The following is a 14,591-nucleotide window of genomic DNA, read 5'->3' on the forward strand; positions in this document are numbered from 1 at the left end:
GCCTCAGCGCGAGGCCGGTTGAACGACGACGCGCAGCTTCGCGATGCTGGGCGCTTCCCCCAAGACGATGAGCTTCGTGCCCACGATCAGCTCGAGCTCACCCTCCGGATCGTAGACGAAGCCGCCGCCAGGCATCTTCGCGGCGACCACGAGAATGCGCAGTTCGCCGCGCGTGGGCAGGTCCGAGAGGCTCTTGCCTACGAAAGGCGAGCCTTCGGAGATGAGGACCTCTTCCATCCGGAAGTTGGCGCCCTTGTCAGCCAGCATCTCTTCCACGAAGCGGTGCACCTCGGGGCGCACGACCTCACTGGCCATGCGACGGCCGCCGAGCATCGCAGGGCTGACGATGGTCGAGGCTCCTGCCTTGAGCATCTTCGCTTCCGCCTCGGGCTCAACGACCTTCGCCACGATGCGCGCGTGGGCGTTTAGGCTGCGCGCGCTCAGGGTGACGAACAGGTTGTCCTTGTCGTGGGTCAGCGCCGCGACGACGCCGCGCGCCCGTTCGACGCCGGCCGCCAAGAGCGTCCGATCGTCGGTCGCGTCGCCGCGCACGAAGAGCAGCTTACCGTTGGCGAGCTCCTCGTTGATTCGCTCCAAGTGCTCGCCGCTGTGATCGATGACGACGAAGGCCTCGTTGACCTTCACGAGCTCTTCGATGACATGTTTTCCTGTGGAGCCGGCGCCGGCAACGACGACGTGGTCCTTGAGCGCCCCGATGGCCTTGTTCATGCGCCTCCCTCTCAACGCCTTTCCAAAAACCCTCAACGAGCAGCACCGTGACGGACGCCTGCAGGTACGCCAAGATGCCCACGCCGCCCATGATCATCACGATCGTGAGGAGCCGCGCGCCGCGCACGCCGGCCATCTCCGGCAGCTCGCCGTAGCCCACCGTCGCGACGGTGATGACCGTCATGTAGAAGCAGTCGAAGAGCGTCCAGCGACCCGCGCCGAGGAGGAAGTACCCCACGGTGCCCACGAGAAGGAGCGAATGAAAGAGAGCGACGGTGACGCCGAGTCGCCGGAAGAGGTGCTGGCGCGCAATGTCCTCGGTCATGGCGCGCCTTCGAGGGCAAGGCGCACCAACGCGTCGTGCGCAAGGGGGCGCGCCGAGCGAATGAGCGTCGACTCGCGCGAGGGATGCACGCGATTGGAGAGCACCGTCACGGCGACGCCGAGCGTCGGGTCGATCCAGAGGCTCGTGCCGGTGAAGCCGAGGTGCCCGAAGGCATCGTCGCCCATGCGCTCGCCGGCGCTCGACCCCTCGGGGCTCTTGCCGTCGAAGCCGGCGCGCAACGAGCCGCCGGGCCGCCGGGCCGTCGTCCATGGGAACCCGGCTCGGTGCTCGAGAACGAACTGAGCAAAGCGGAGCACCGCGGCAGCAGTCCCGAAGATGCCAGCGTGGCCGCTCCCGCCGCTACCGGTGAGCATCCAAGCGTTTTCGTCGTGCACCGCGCCGCGAATCACGCCGCCGCGCCAAGCGACGTCTTCCGTGGGCGCCGCTCTCGTGCCGAGCCGGACGCCCTGGCGCTCAAGGCCCCGCGCCGTACCCAGCTCGGACTCAAGCCCCAGCGCGGACACGAGGAGGTCCTCGATGACGGCGCCCGCATCGACCTTGCCGAGCGCGCGGGCCACGGCCTCCCCGACCAACATGTAGCCGAGGTCGCTGTAGAGCGGAGGGAAGCCCTCGTCGGGAATGGGTCCGTCGAGTCCCGGGCGACGCGCGTCGGCGGCTCGCTCAAGCGCGGAGCGACGGGTGGCGAAACGCGTCGGCTCGTCTCGTGCCTCTCGGAGCCACTGAAACACGGGCAGGTTGGCCTCGAGACCGGCGCGATGAGACAGGAGCCGCTCGAGTGACACGCTCGCGCTCCGCGTCCCGACGGCTTCCGTAAGCAGTTCCGCAAGCGGGGTGCGACGGTCCACGGCGCTCTTGGCCAGAGCCACGGCGAAGAGCGGCTTCGTCAGGCTCGCGAGGTCGAAGAAGACGCGCTCGGGTCCGTCCGCGGCGGCCGGCGCGCCCAGGCCCGGGGCGAAAGAAACCGCCGACGACGGGGCCGGTGGCGTCCCCTTCCCGGACGAAGCCCGCCGCCGCAGCGGGGGCCACGGCCGACGAAACCAGGGCTTTCGCCACGTCTACAGGGCCCTTGGCTTGCTCAAACGACAGCCGCTGCACCGATCGACCTCTCGCCTTTTGACCACCAGCGAATGCAGACGATACGCTATCGGTCCAAAGATGGCCGAGTTCGTCTGGGAGGCCCGAGCCCGAACGGGAGAAGTGAAGAAGGGCCTCATGGAGGCCGACACGGAGGACGCGGTCAACGCGCGGCTCCGTCAACAGAACCTCACGCCCACGAAGGTGAAGAAGAAGGGCCGGTCGATGGGCTTCACCATCGGCTCCGGCGTAGGGACGAAAGATCTCGTCACCTTCACGCGCCTCTTCGCGACGATGATCGACGCTGGCCTTCCCATCGTTCAGTGCCTCGACATTCTGTCGACGCAGACCGACAACAAGATCTTCGGCAACGTGCTCCGCGACGTGAAGGCCCACGTCGAGACCGGCTCGACCTTCAGCGACGCGCTGCGCAAGCACCCGAAGGTCTTCGACGACCTCTATTGCAACCTCGTTCAGGCTGGCGAAGCGGGCGGTATCCTCGACACGATCCTCCAGCGGCTCGCCGTCTACTACGAAAAGAACATGAAGCTCATCCGCCAAGTGCGGGGTGCGCTCGTGTACCCGTCGGTCGTCGTGGTCGTCTTCATGGCCGTCTTGGGCATCTTGCTCGGCTTCGTCATCCCGTCCTTCAAAACGATCTTCAAGGATCTCGGTTCGAAGGACGAGCTGCCGGCGCTCACGCAGATGGTCATCGCCGTCTCAGAAGCGTTTGTCGGCAACCTCGGGTTCATCATCCTCGGGTTCATCGTGACCGGCGTGACCGTCGTCTACACGTACAAGACTCCGAAGGGGAAAAAGTTCTTTCACAAGCTGATGCTGAACCTGCCCGTCATGGGGCCGGTCATGCGGAAGATCGCCGTGGCTCGCTTCACGCGAACGCTGGGCACGTTGCTCTCGTCTGGCGTGCCCATCATGGACGCCATGGAGATCGTGGCGAAGACGGCAGGTAACGTGATCGTCGAAGAAGCCATCATGTACACGCGCCTCAAGATCTCAGAGGGCAAGAACATGGCGGAGCCGCTCATGCAAACGGCCGTCTTCCCGCCGATGGTCGTGCAGATGGTCGGCGTCGGCGAACAGACGGGCGCCCTCGACGCGATGCTCTCGAAGATCGCTGACTTCTACGAAGACGAGGTCGACGTCGCCGTCGGCGCCATGACGAGCCTCATCGAACCGATCCATCATGGTCGGCATCGGCGGTACCGTCGGCGTCGTTCTGATCGCCATGTACCTTCCGATCTTCAGCTTGGCCGGCAAGATCAAGGCCGACTGATGAGGCGAGGGGCGGACCGTGGCAAACGACGTTTGCCATGGGACCGGGCGCGTCCCTCACGAGGTCTCCCTTGAGACCCTCGTTGTGGGCGCCGGGGCCGCAGACGCCCGACGACAAGGACCACGGCCTAAGGTCGCGGCTCTCGTGGATCACGGGCCTTCGGCTCGTCTTCCTGACGCTCATCCTCGGCGCCGTCGCCTTCTTTTACCTCGACGGCGGCCTCGGGCGTTACCCCCGAAGCATGCGCGTCGTGCTCGGCGCCATCGGAGTCTCGTACGCGCTCGGCGCCGTCTACGCGGCCGTGCTCCGTCACACGACCCGCGGCGAAAGCGACGACCGGCGCCGCCTGACGCTTCGCCGGCTGGCGCACGTCCAGGTCATCTTCGACCAGTTCGTCTGGACGGCCATCGTCTACGTGTCAGGGGGACCCGCAAGCGGAGCCACGGCGTTCTATGCGCTCACCTGCCTGACCGGCGCGGTGCTCATCGGCGCTCGCGGCGCGGCCCTCGCCGGTGTCATCGGCGTGGCCCTCTATGGGCTGCTCGGCATAGCGCTGCACGTTCATTGGATCGACGCGCCGAGCGATCAGGCGGCGTATCCGGCGTCGCTCTCGTTTCTCGCCTACCCGTTCCTGCTCAACGCGCTCGGCATCGGCATCGTGGCGCTCCTGGGCGGCTACCTCGCCGATCGGCTACGCATCACCGGAGGGGCGCTGGTGGAAGCGCAGGCGCGCGTTCGTCGAACGGAGCGCTTGGCGGAGCTCGGCCGAATCTCCGCGTGGCTCGCTCACGAAATCCGCAACCCGCTCGGGTCCATCTCCGGCTCCGTCGAGATGATCCGCGAAGCGCCGGGACTCGAAGACGAAGACCGGCGCCTCTGCGACATCGTGCAGCGGGAGGTGACGCGGTTGAACGAGCTCGTCGGGGACATGCTCGATCTGGCGAAGCCCATGACACCGGAGCCCACGCAGGTCGACATCGCGGCGCTCGCGAAGGAGGTCGTCGAGTTGGCCCGCCGCTCTAGCGGCGAGGTCTTCGTTCGCTATTCCGGGCCCGACACGGCCGTCGCCTTCTGCGATGGCGCGCACATGCGGCAAGTCGCGTGGAATCTGGTTCGCAACGCCATTCAGGCAAGCCCGGCCCGCGGCGACGTCGACGTCGAGGTGCACCCCGGAGCCGGCGGCGTGGTGGAGCTCACGGTGAGCGATCAAGGGCCGGGCATCCCAGACGCCGTCAAGCCGACGGTCTTCGACGCGTTTTATTCATCGCGCTCTCAGGGCGCCGGCATTGGCCTCGCTGTGGTCAAACGCATCGTTGATGATCACGCACGTTTCGGCGCCGTCATCACGATCCGTGACCGAACGCCCCGTGGCACGGCGTTCACGGTGTCCCTCGCGGGGGCAGGCAACGGCTCCTGAATGCCCCCCCACCAGCCTTCGTCAAACCCACCGAAGTGCGCAATTCTCAGCTCGTTTTTGCCCCCGCCCCGCCCTCGGGCCCCACGCCCACCGACTCCGGCACGTTCCCTGCTCGTCTTCGCCACTGAGCGCTTGAAACTTCCCCCGCGGTGCACCAAGTTCGGGGCCGCATCTCCCGCCGCTCGCCCTCGGCACCAGACCCCATGAAACAACCGCTTTCTTCGCAATTGTCACGCTTCGCGCTGCCCGTCGCCCGGGCCCTGTCCGCCCTTGTCATCGTCGCCATCCTTGGCTTCGCGGCTCCTGCGCGCGCCGACGAGTCGTCTGAGGCGCAGGCCTACGTGCAACGGCAGAACGAGACCATCGCAAACTTGCTGCGCCAGCCAGCATCGGCCAAGCGCGACGAGCTGATCTCCGGAACGCTCGACAGTTACGTCGACTACGACGAGCTCACGCGCCGCGCCTTCGGCACGCCGTGCCCAACGACCAAGAAGTGCGTCGACCATTGGGCCACGCTGAAGGAGGACCAAAAGAAGGAGGTCCGCGACCTGTTGCGACGCCTCGTGGAGAAGAACTACCGGAAGAACCTCATCAAGACGCTCGACTGGAGCGTCGACTACAAGGGCGCCCGCGAGGGCCGCGCGGGCGAATTTCGCGTGAAGACCGAGGCGACAAACAAGCGCAAGGCACGCGAGCCCTCGGTGCAGGTCGACTACGTCTTGAGGAACACCGGCGGTGGCGCCTTCAAGGTCGTCGACATCGTCACTGAGAACTCGAGCCTCACGAAGAACTACTACGACCAGTTCAACCGGATGATGAGCGAGCCGACGCAACAGTTCCCCTTCGTCGTGCAGCGCCTGAAGGAGCGCATCGCGAAGAAGGACTGAGGGCGTACGGCGCGGCGCTTGCGTCGAGCTTCAGTACTGGCACAGGTAGGGGCGGCGCTCGCGCTCATCGACGACGCGTGCAAGCTGCACACTGATGTCGGTAACGGCGGTCGGTGGAACAATCAACACGACGGCGCGCCCCTCGGCGCGGCGAGGCTCGGAGACCCCCCAAAGCGGCGGCCGCGTCGACTCGGCCCGACCGTCATCCCAAAGGAAGCCGCCACCGTCGCCGGGCGCGGCGAGGCCGACCCAAGCTTCGTCGGCGATCAGTCGAGCGCTGCGCAGAAGGGCGAGCCGCTGGAGCTCGGCGAGGACGGCCTCGCGCTCGCTCGCGCTGTCGAAGAGAACGAGGCTTCCGCCTAGGGCTTCGCAACCACCCTTGGCCTCCTCGGCGGCGGCCGGGACGGGCACATAGAGATACCGCTTCTTGCCGCGCGTCTCAGGGACCGCCACGCAATAACCGCCGCTGCATTGATCGCCGAAGGCGCCGGGCGGCTCTCGCTCGCATACGACCGCGAGCGGCGAGGCGCAGTCGACGAGGAGGTAGCTCGGAGCGCGCCCGTCGTCGGCGACACAGTTGCCCGGCGCGCTTGGGCTTCTTGGGAACGGGCCACCGTCGCCCGGGGCGAAACAGCCGGGGCACTCGGCGGCGAAACCAGGCTCCCCTGCCGCGGCAGCGGCGTAGCCGCCCGACGCCACCTCCTGGGTGAGGCCAACCCAACTGAGCGCCGAGACCAGCGACGACGCAAGCTGACGTTCGGCGCCATCGCGAAACGTAACGATGTGGGCGCCGCGCGACGCGCAGGCGGCGCCCGCTTGCTTGAAGGTGGCGTCCTTCTCGCGAAAGTAGCAATGGTTCGTGGCGGGATCCAAAACCCCGTCGGCGCAGTCGAGAGCGCACTGCGCGGTGCATCCCGGGGCCACGCCAGCGTCGCCAGGGTCGCACTGCTCCCCGGCGTCGCCCTCCGCTGCGATGCGGCCGTCACCGCACCGATCCTCCCCTGGCGGACGAGGTGGCTGGGCCGCGTCGATCTGGAGATCGGGCAAGCAGGAGGCCGTGCACACGAGTGCGACACCGGCGACGGACAGCGCCAGGGCCAGAAACACGGGGTGGAGAGCAAGCGCTTCGCGGAGCGTGGCGACTCAGCCTACACTTAATCCTTCGATGTCTGCGGCCGCCCCGACAGAGAAACGGAAGAGCGCCTCTTCACAGCTCGGCGAGCGCTACCGGACGCTCATGTCACTGGGGCGCGGCGGCATGGGCACCGTGGAGGTGGCCCTCGAGGCGCGTCCCGATGGCGAAGACCGCATCGTGGCGCTCAAGCGCCTCCTTCCGGAGGCCAAGGCGCACCACGCCGAGATGTTCTTGCGAGAGGCTCGTCTGGCGGCGCTCCTCCAACACCCCAACGTCGTGCACGCCTTCGACTTCGGCGAGCTCGACGGCGAGCTCTTCATGGCGATGGAATACGTCGAGGGCGAGCCGCTCTCGCGCGTGCTCACGGTCGCTCGCGAGAAGGGCGTCGCGCTTGCGCCGCCCCTCGTCGCTGGCGTGCTTGCACGCGTCGCCGAGGGGCTGCACGCGGCGCACGAACTCAAGAGCACCGACGGCGCACCGCTGCGGGTCGTGCACCGCGACGTGTCGCCGCACAACATCATGGTGTCCTACGACGGCCAGGTGAAGGTCGTCGACTTCGGCGTCGCCAAGATCGACGATCAGCGCGGCTTTACACGCACCGGTGAGGTGAAGGGCAAGGCCGCGTACATGTCACCGGAGCAGGCGATGGGCGATCCGCTCGACCGGCGGAGCGATCTCTACAGCCTCGGCGCCGTGCTCTTCGAGTGCCTCGCCGGCCGGCGCATGTGGGAAGGCACGGACATGGAGGTCATGCGCAAGCTCGCCCTCGCAGAGCCGCCGCCACTCGAGGCTCACTCTCCCAACGCGCCGGCGCCGCTCATCGAGCTCTACGGAAAGCTCGTAGCGCGCTCCGCCGAGGATCGTCCTCCGTCGGGCCTCGCCGCCGCGGAAGTGCTGGGAGCGGTCGCAGGTGATGACGTGGGCGCAGCCCTGACCGCGCTCATGGCGACGCTCTTCGACGACGCGGGCGCCGCGAGGCGTGCAGAGCTCGAGCGCGTCGCCGCCAACGCCGGGGCAGCGCATGCCGTGCCCTCGAAGAGCTTGCCGCCGGGCGCCGCGACACCGAGCCGCGCTACCGCGGGACCCGCGGATAGGCCTTCGGAAGCGCGCAAGCCTGCGAGGGTATGGCTGTGGGCGGCCGCGGGGACAGTGGTGTTGGCGGGCGCAGGTGCATGGCGCGTACGCCAGTCGAGCGCCGACGTCGCGACACCGACCTCGAACATTACTGGACGGAGTCCCGACGGGACGGAGGAAAGGCATGTCGACGGGTCCGCTAGGACCCTAGTCACCCCGACCCCGACCTCGACCTCGACCTCGACCTCGACCTCGACCCCGACCTCGACCCCGACCTCGACCTCGACCTCGACCTCGACCTCGACCTCGACCTCGACCTCGACCTCGACCTCGACCTCGAACATGACTGGACGGAGTCCCGAAGGGACGGCGTCCGCTCGGACCCTAGTCACCCCGACCTCCCCTGCACCCGCTCGGAGCGGCGGCGCTGCGCTGCGTTCACCGGGGGCGGTGCGGTCGGGAGCCAAGGCCGTCACGCCAGCGCCGTCCGGGCCGTCGCCCGCTACGCCAACGCCAACGCCAACGCCAAAGGCGCTCGACGTGGATCCGCATGCGATCTAGCCGGTGCATTCTCCAGGCGTGGCTCGCCTTCTCGCTCGCGAGCGCGCCGACGTTCGTTCGCGCGCAAGAGGCCGAGCCCCAAGCGCAGGACCCGATGAGCGCCTACCGCGAGAGGTTCCGCATGGGGCTCGTTCGCTACCAAGCGGGCAACGTCTCTGAGGCGATTCAATTTTGGGAGCCCGTGTACCGCGAGCTCGGTGCGGCGCGCGGCTGGCGGCTGGCCTTTAACCTCGCGCGCGCCTACGAGCTCTTCGGCGACGCGACGCGCGCCGTCGAGCGCTACGAGAGCTTCCTGTCGCAGGTCGCCGAACGGCGCCAGCGCGGTGAAGTCATCGAAGAGCTCATCCAGAAGGAGGAGGACGTAGCCCGCGCCAAGCTCGCGGAAATGGCCTCGACCAAGGGACGTATCGTTGTCCCGGCGGAGGGCGAGCGCGCCATTGCCGTCATGATCGACGGCAGCGAGGCGCGCCTCGCCGGCTTCACGGCTTACGTGGCGCCGGGGCAGCACACCGTCGTGTTGGAGCCCGGCTCGCCGCGCGAATCGCGGCAAGTGCTGGAGGTCGCCGCCGGGCAGGCCGCCGTGGTGCGCCTTCCCGCGAAGGCCCCGCCCCCCACGCTGAGCGCTTCGCCGGCGGCGCTCTGGCCCGTCGAAGAGCGACCTTTCCCCAAAGGAGTGCTCTTCGTGGCCGGCGGCGCCACAGCCCTGTCGGTCCTCGCGCCGGTCCTCACCTTCTCGTCGGCGAAAGACTTCCAGGAGCAAAACCGACTGTCGAGCGAGCCAGGCGCGAGCGAAGCCAACCTCCGCAAGCAGGCCGACTACGACGCGAAGAAGACGACGTACGCCGCCACGTTGGCGATTCCCATCACGCTCGCGGTGGCAACCGGCGCGTTGGCGGCGTGGTATTTCTTCGGCGGTCGCACGAGGCTCGAGGCAAGACCGTCACTCGCCGGCGCTGGCCAAGGCGGCACGACGACGCGCGGCATCGGGCGCGCGTTCTGAAGCGCTCTCGGCGTCATCGCGGCGCGAGCGGTTGAATCGCGATCCGCTCGACGATCTTCCCGCGACCAACATAGACCGCTGCCATGTCCACCGCCAGCTCGCCACCTTCGCCAGGCACAGCAGGGACTGCCTGGACGGCGCGCCCGTCGTTCCGCATCTGATAGAGTTCCGAGTGACCGCCGCTCCGCGGTTTTGTGAAGAACAGGTAATCGGGGTGGAGGGCCGCGTCGAACGGGTCTCCGTGCTCGGACAACGGGAAGGCCTGAACTTGCGAGAGATCCGCCGAGAGACGCGCGACGTCGGCACCGATGACGAAGACAGCTCCGGCGAGGGCACGAACCAAGCGCTTGCCCTCGGCCATCAACAGCACGCCGGACCGCGCCACCTTCTGCGTCGCGACATCGACGCGAAAGACGCGACCCGCGCCAGTGCCAAACGCGAATGCGCCATCGACGGAGAGATCATCGACGTGCGGGTCGAGCTTCGGTTGGTCCGTGGCGATCTGTCGGGCGACAATGCGGTCGTCACCGAGCCCCAAGCCGGTATCGTGGAGGTCCTGGTTTAGCACCCACATAGCTCCGCCGCCGTGGGGCGCGAAGGCTGGTTGGTGGCTCGGCCCGTAGAGCGTCGTCATCAGGTTGTTTGTGACGCCGCCAGCAGATCGCGTCAGCCGAACGACTGACTGGGAAGCACTCCAGGCAAGCACGACGGCGGTGGACGCGGAGACGCCCAACCGCAGCGGCATGGTTGCCTCCCCCGAGAAGTCGTTTGGCTGGGTGGCTGACTCGCCGCCCACCAGCTCGATGGCACCGCCGCACTTGGGCGCACGCTCGACGCGCCACGCGTCAGCGGCGGGAGCGACGAGAGCCCACACGTGCGTCGCATCGACGGCGATATCCACGATGTTGGCGGAGAACGTCACCGACGCCGGCGAATTGCACATCGCTGCGGGCGCCACCGTCGCCGGCGCCTGCGCAGCGGCTTCACCGCCGGGCTCCTTGCCGGGCGTGACGATCGACGGCGGCGCGCCCTCGGCGACGGGCGCCTCGACGCTCCCACCGCAAGCGACAAGATGAAGTGCTGCGCCAAGAACAACGACGTATTTCATGGGACCCTCCGCTAGGCCTAAGAGGACCCATCGTGCGCGCTCGGAGCCCGCTCAGCCACGTTCACGCGGCCAACTGCAACCTGCACGCATCGCAAGCGTCGATTCCGACCTTAGAGTCACGGCGCGCTAGCGGCTCGAGCGCTAGGCCTTCTCGAGCTTGTACTTTCGCAGGTACGCGCGCACGTGGTGACGCTCCATGCCGGCCTGCCGCGCCATCTCGCTCACGTTGCCGCTGGAACGTTTCACCAGGCCGCTGAAGTAGTCTCGCTCGAAGGAGGCGATGGCGGTCCGCTTCGCGTCCGTGAAGGTACCCGTGGGCGCAGGGCCGCCGCCGCTCATGCCTTCTCCGCGGGGCTCACCGTCGGAAGTGTGTTCGCGAGCCAGCGTCAAGACGTCGTCGATGGCACCGGGCGTGTCGGCCAACGTGGCAGCGACCGATGCGACGTTGACGAGCTCGCGCACGTTGCCGGGCCAGTCGTAGCCCGCCATACGCTGCTCGATCCACTCGGTGACGGCGGAGGTGTGTTGCGGATAGCCGACGCGCTTGCAGATCTCTTCCACGAGGAAGGGAACGTCGGCGACCCGCTCCCGCAGGGCCGGAAGCTCGACTTTCACTTGAGCGATGCGGAAGAACAAGTCGGAGCGGAACCGTCCTTCGTTCATCTCCGTGCCGAGGTCGCGACGCGTCGCCGCGAGCACGCGAACGTCGATCGGTTCAACGGTCGAGCTGCCCACGCGTTTGACTTGTCGCTCCGCGAGCGCACGGAGGAGCTTGGGTTGGAGCTCGAGCGGCAGCTCCCCCAGCTCGTCCAAGAAGAGCGTGCCGCCGTGCGCATCGCCCAGGGCTCCTTTGCGCCGCTCGTGCGCGCCCGTGAAGGCGCCCTTCTCGTGGCCGAAGAGGATGCTCTCGGCGAGCGCTTGCGGAATAGCCCCGCAGTCCACCACCACGAAGGGGCCGTCGCGACGGGGACTCGCCTCGTGCACCGACTTGGCCACGACCTCCTTGCCGGTGCCCGTCTCGCCCAGGATCAAGATGCTGAGCGGCGTCGCCGCGACCTTCTCGAGCACCGAGAAGACGCGGCGCATCTTCGGGCTCTGGCCTACGAGGCCGCCAAAGCGGTCAGAGAAGCCGACGTCGACGCGACGTTTGGCCGTGGGTTCGAGGGAGAGCCGAGTGCCACCGACCACAAGCTCCGTGGGTTCAGTGACGACCACGTCGCGAACGCGGAGCGAGCCCACGAACGTGCCGTTGGTGCTGCCGAGATCCCGAACGGCGATGCCTTCGGCCACGGCGCGAAGCTCGCAGTGAAACGCGCTGACCTCCGGGTCAGAAAAGACGATCTGAGCGCCCTCGTCGCGGCCGACGAGCACCGGATCGACGTCGACGACGAGCGGCTCGCGGCCGGGCGCTTTGACGACCCCTCCTCGAACGAACCAGTGGAGAACCCTTGCCCGCGTGGCCCCTTGCTCGCTCATACCGCCCCCACAGTACACGACTTTTTCCCTCATTTATCCGGGCACCGCGCGGGTCCAGGGTGAACGTGGCCACGTCCACGGGCGTCCCGGAAACGCCACGGAAGCCCATGATCTTTCGTTTGCGGCTATCGTTGGGGTCGCCGAATGCCGCTCCCGCTGGAGGCACGCTTCATGCTCGTCTTTCCTCCCGTGCGAATCGCCTCCCTCTCGCTGCTCGTCGCCCTGCTCGGGGTGGCGACGGCCTGTGAGAAGACGAAGACCGACGAGCCCTCGCCTGCCACCACGACGCTCGCCGAGAACGGCTCCGATTCGGCCGACCTCGAGTCTCACGTGTCAGCGCTCGTGGCGTCGCTCACGCTCTCGACGCCGGCGACGGCCTTCGATCAACCGGCGCGCGCGGTCCAGTGGGCCCGCGCCACCAACAACTTCTTCCTGCCGAGCGACTGCCTGGTCACCGAGATCAGCGGCACGACGGTCACGCACCAGTTCAACGGCTGCGCGGGCCCTTGGGGCCTCTTGCGCCTCCGAGGCAAGGTCACGGTCACGTATTCCACGACCGTCATCGGGACGCAGCAGGCCCTCGTGCTCGACATCACCGGAGACGCGCTCTCCATCCAGAAGGCGACCGCAGACTTTCACGCCAAGGCCACAGTCTCCGCCGACGGCGCGAACCGCGTGATGGGCTACGAGGCGCAGTTGTCGGGTCGGACCATGCGCGATCGCGAAGTCTCCCGCACCGTGGCGTGGCAGCTCGGCTGGCGCCTCGGTGAGCAGTGCCTCCGCTTCGACGGCACGGCCGAAGGAACCGTTGACGGCTCGGGCATCAAGACGACCGTCGACAACTACCAACGCTGTCGCGGCGCGTGCCCGTCGGCCGGTGGCATCATCCAGATCGAGCGAACGGCTGGCGCCAAAGAGAAGCTCCGCATCGAGTTCAACGGCGGTCAGAGCGCCACGGTCAAGGGCACGAACGTGCGCGAGACCGACATCAAGTTGGCGTGCGGACTTGGCGGCTAGCCGCGGCGGATGAGCGCGCCAGCGCCGCGGCAACGCCGAGCAACACGACGCCGACAAGCGCCCACGCGAACGCGGCGGCGCGCACCAGCTCCCAACCGATGTTGAGAGGCCCGAGAACGGCGAACGGACTGAAGGCAGCGGGAGCGTCGACCCTCTCGCCGTCGTTCGCGAGGCGTAGCAGCATCGAGAGGACGACTGGCCCCACGGCCGCGGCGAAAGCGATCCCCAAGAGCGCGACGCGCGGAGCCGACACCGACGGGAGCCTCACCTCGAGGAGCGCGTAGGCGCCCGAGAGGAACAAGAGAAAGCTCGGGGCGTAGAAGAGCATCGCGCGAACCGAATACGAGTGATCGGTCGTGCATGACTCGCCATCTGCGAGGGGTCGAAGCGACGCGATGCCAGAGACGACGTTGGCGACGATGGGAATGAGGACGAGACCAAGCGAACCTACGCCCACAACGAGAAGCGACGACTTAAGAATGGCGCCGGGGGTGCGCACGAAACGCGAACCGGGCCCGCCGCGGCCGCCGAGGACCAGGAGAGCACCGAAGGCGTATGCCGCCATGGCGCCGAGCAGCGTGAAGACCTCCGCCGGCTGACGCCTCGGCATCAGGCCGAGAACGACCCCGATGACCGGCGTGGCGGCGGCGAACGTGAGACGAAGCCGCGCGCGCGCGCCGGGGACCGGCGGCGTCAGGAACCACAGTGTGAGCTCGCGCATGACGACCCACGCGAGGCCCACGCCAGCGAGCGGCGCCACCACGAGGTACCGAACGTAGTCAAGGTTCACCGCCGCGCGCGTCATGGCCAACGGCCAAAAGACCGGGACGATGTCGTCACTGTTACCGAAAAACTGGAAGACCTCCCTCACCAGCCAACGACCGACACCGAAGCCGAGACTCGCCACGCCAAGCGCGAGCAGCGAGGAAGCGAGGACCGTCGTTAGGAGCGCCGTGCGCGTGCTCGCCACGGCGGCGCTGAGCAAGAGACCGAAGCGCACAGCCAGCGCCCCCGCGACGAACACCATCGTGACGCCGAGGAGCACCTCGCGGTGCGACACGCCGCCGTAGAGCAGGGGCAGACCCGCCGCCGGAATGAGGGCGAAGATGTAGAGGCAAAGGTGGGAGTAGGCGCCGAGAAATTTTCCGCGATCCAGGCGGCTCGGCGAGAGGCCCGCCATCACGAGCGCCTCCCAGGTGCGCCCTTCCCGCTCGAGGGCGACGCTGCTCGCGGCGATGGCCGGGCCGACGAGCGTGACGAAGAGGATGCTCGTGCCAACGTAGGCATGAAAGAGCGCCTGCCCGATGTCGGCGGCGAAGCTCATCGAGCTCTGAGCCGCGCCGACGGCGAAGAGCAAGCCCGTCATGGCGAGCGACGTGGCCGCGAGCGCCCAAGGAGTTCGCGGCAGCCGCGACGAGGCCCGCCACTCGCGGGTCCAAAGCGGATCTTTCGAAAGGAGGCGGTGGAGATGCC

Annotated in this window: 11 protein-coding genes and 1 pseudogene; 6 read left to right on the forward strand and 6 right to left on the reverse strand. The window is 67.8% G+C overall.

The window, feature by feature from the left end:
- Positions 1–3: 3 nt before the first annotated feature.
- Together IPG50_20065 and IPG50_20070 are read right to left on the reverse strand one after the other, a co-directional pair.
- Entirely contained in the window at positions 4–729 is a 726-nt protein-coding gene (locus IPG50_20065; GenBank protein MBK6694480.1) for a TrkA family potassium uptake protein, read from the reverse strand.
- A gap of 321 nt (positions 730–1,050) precedes the next feature.
- Positions 1,051–1,941, reverse strand: a complete 891-nt coding sequence (locus tag IPG50_20070) for a beta-lactamase family protein (GenBank protein MBK6694481.1) — start codon at positions 1,939–1,941, stop codon at positions 1,051–1,053.
- A gap of 289 nt (positions 1,942–2,230) precedes the next feature.
- Between IPG50_20070 and IPG50_20075 the strand changes: the two are divergent.
- The 3 genes and pseudogenes from IPG50_20075 (at position 2,231) to IPG50_20085 (ending at position 5,747) form a co-directional block, all read left to right on the forward strand.
- Positions 2,231–3,443 (forward strand): annotated as a pseudogene (locus IPG50_20075) (type II secretion system F family protein).
- 70 nt (positions 3,444–3,513) lie between these two features.
- A complete protein-coding gene (locus tag IPG50_20080) occupies positions 3,514–4,860 on the forward strand; it encodes a two-component sensor histidine kinase (GenBank protein ID MBK6694482.1) in 1,347 nt (448 codons plus the stop codon).
- Between the two features lie 203 nt (positions 4,861–5,063).
- On the forward strand, positions 5,064–5,747 hold the full coding sequence (locus IPG50_20085; GenBank protein MBK6694483.1) for an ABC transporter substrate-binding protein: 684 nt from the start codon (positions 5,064–5,066) through the stop codon (positions 5,745–5,747).
- A 30-nt stretch (positions 5,748–5,777) separates the two neighbouring features.
- Here IPG50_20085 and IPG50_20090 read toward each other — a convergent pair whose 3' ends face one another.
- On the reverse strand, positions 5,778–6,854 hold the full coding sequence (locus tag IPG50_20090; protein MBK6694484.1) for a C-type lectin domain-containing protein: 1,077 nt from the start codon (positions 6,852–6,854) through the stop codon (positions 5,778–5,780).
- A 130-nt stretch (positions 6,855–6,984) separates the two neighbouring features.
- Between IPG50_20090 and IPG50_20095 the strand changes: the two genes are divergently transcribed.
- Both IPG50_20095 and IPG50_20100 read left to right on the forward strand, forming a co-directional pair.
- Positions 6,985–8,517, forward strand: coding sequence for a serine/threonine protein kinase (locus IPG50_20095; GenBank protein ID MBK6694485.1), 1,533 nt, complete (start codon positions 6,985–6,987; stop codon positions 8,515–8,517).
- The gene (locus tag IPG50_20100; GenBank protein ID MBK6694486.1) at positions 8,507–9,517 is read left to right on the forward strand and encodes a hypothetical protein; all 1,011 of its coding nucleotides are present in this window, start codon (positions 8,507–8,509) and stop codon (positions 9,515–9,517) included. The genes IPG50_20095 and IPG50_20100 overlap by 11 nt, the downstream gene beginning before the upstream one ends.
- 13 nt (positions 9,518–9,530) lie before the next feature.
- Here the strand turns inward: IPG50_20100 and IPG50_20105 are convergent, their stop codons facing one another.
- Both IPG50_20105 and IPG50_20110 read right to left on the reverse strand, forming a co-directional pair.
- Positions 9,531–10,625: a hypothetical protein gene (locus IPG50_20105; protein MBK6694487.1), complete on the reverse strand. Its 1,095-nt coding sequence runs from the start codon at positions 10,623–10,625 to the stop codon at positions 9,531–9,533.
- Positions 10,626–10,766: 141 nt separating this feature from the next.
- Entirely contained in the window at positions 10,767–12,101 is a 1,335-nt protein-coding gene (locus IPG50_20110; GenBank protein ID MBK6694488.1) for a sigma 54-interacting transcriptional regulator, read from the reverse strand.
- A gap of 189 nt (positions 12,102–12,290) precedes the next feature.
- Here IPG50_20110 and IPG50_20115 point away from each other — a divergent pair, with 189 nt between their 5' ends.
- A complete protein-coding gene (locus IPG50_20115; protein MBK6694489.1) occupies positions 12,291–13,118 on the forward strand; it encodes a hypothetical protein in 828 nt (275 codons plus the stop codon).
- Here IPG50_20115 and IPG50_20120 read toward each other — a convergent pair.
- On the reverse strand, positions 13,090–14,484 hold the full coding sequence (locus IPG50_20120; GenBank protein ID MBK6694490.1) for a hypothetical protein: 1,395 nt from the start codon (positions 14,482–14,484) through the stop codon (positions 13,090–13,092). The genes IPG50_20115 and IPG50_20120 overlap by 29 nt on opposite strands.
- Positions 14,485–14,591: the final 107 nt, after the last annotated feature.

The sequence above is a fragment of the Myxococcales bacterium genome (assembly GCA_016703425.1).
Lineage (GTDB): Bacteria > Myxococcota_A > Polyangia > Polyangiales > Polyangiaceae > JADJCA01.

Excerpts from the sequence above, each read along its gene's own strand:
- IPG50_20110 (MBK6694488.1), bottom strand. The coding sequence starts at position 12,101 with ATGAGCGAGCAAGGGGCCACGCGGGCAAGGGTTCTCCACTGGTTCGTT.
- IPG50_20120 (MBK6694490.1), bottom strand. The coding sequence starts at position 14,484 with ATGACGGGCTTGCTCTTCGCCGTCGGCGCGGCTCAGAGCTCGATGAGC.
- IPG50_20095 (MBK6694485.1), top strand. The coding sequence starts at position 6,985 with ATGTCACTGGGGCGCGGCGGCATGGGCACCGTGGAGGTGGCCCTCGAG.
- IPG50_20105 (MBK6694487.1), bottom strand. The coding sequence starts at position 10,625 with ATGAAATACGTCGTTGTTCTTGGCGCAGCACTTCATCTTGTCGCTTGC.
- IPG50_20065 (MBK6694480.1), bottom strand. The coding sequence starts at position 729 with ATGAACAAGGCCATCGGGGCGCTCAAGGACCACGTCGTCGTTGCCGGC.
- IPG50_20100 (MBK6694486.1), top strand. The coding sequence starts at position 8,507 with ATGCGATCTAGCCGGTGCATTCTCCAGGCGTGGCTCGCCTTCTCGCTC.
- IPG50_20085 (MBK6694483.1), top strand. The coding sequence starts at position 5,064 with ATGAAACAACCGCTTTCTTCGCAATTGTCACGCTTCGCGCTGCCCGTC.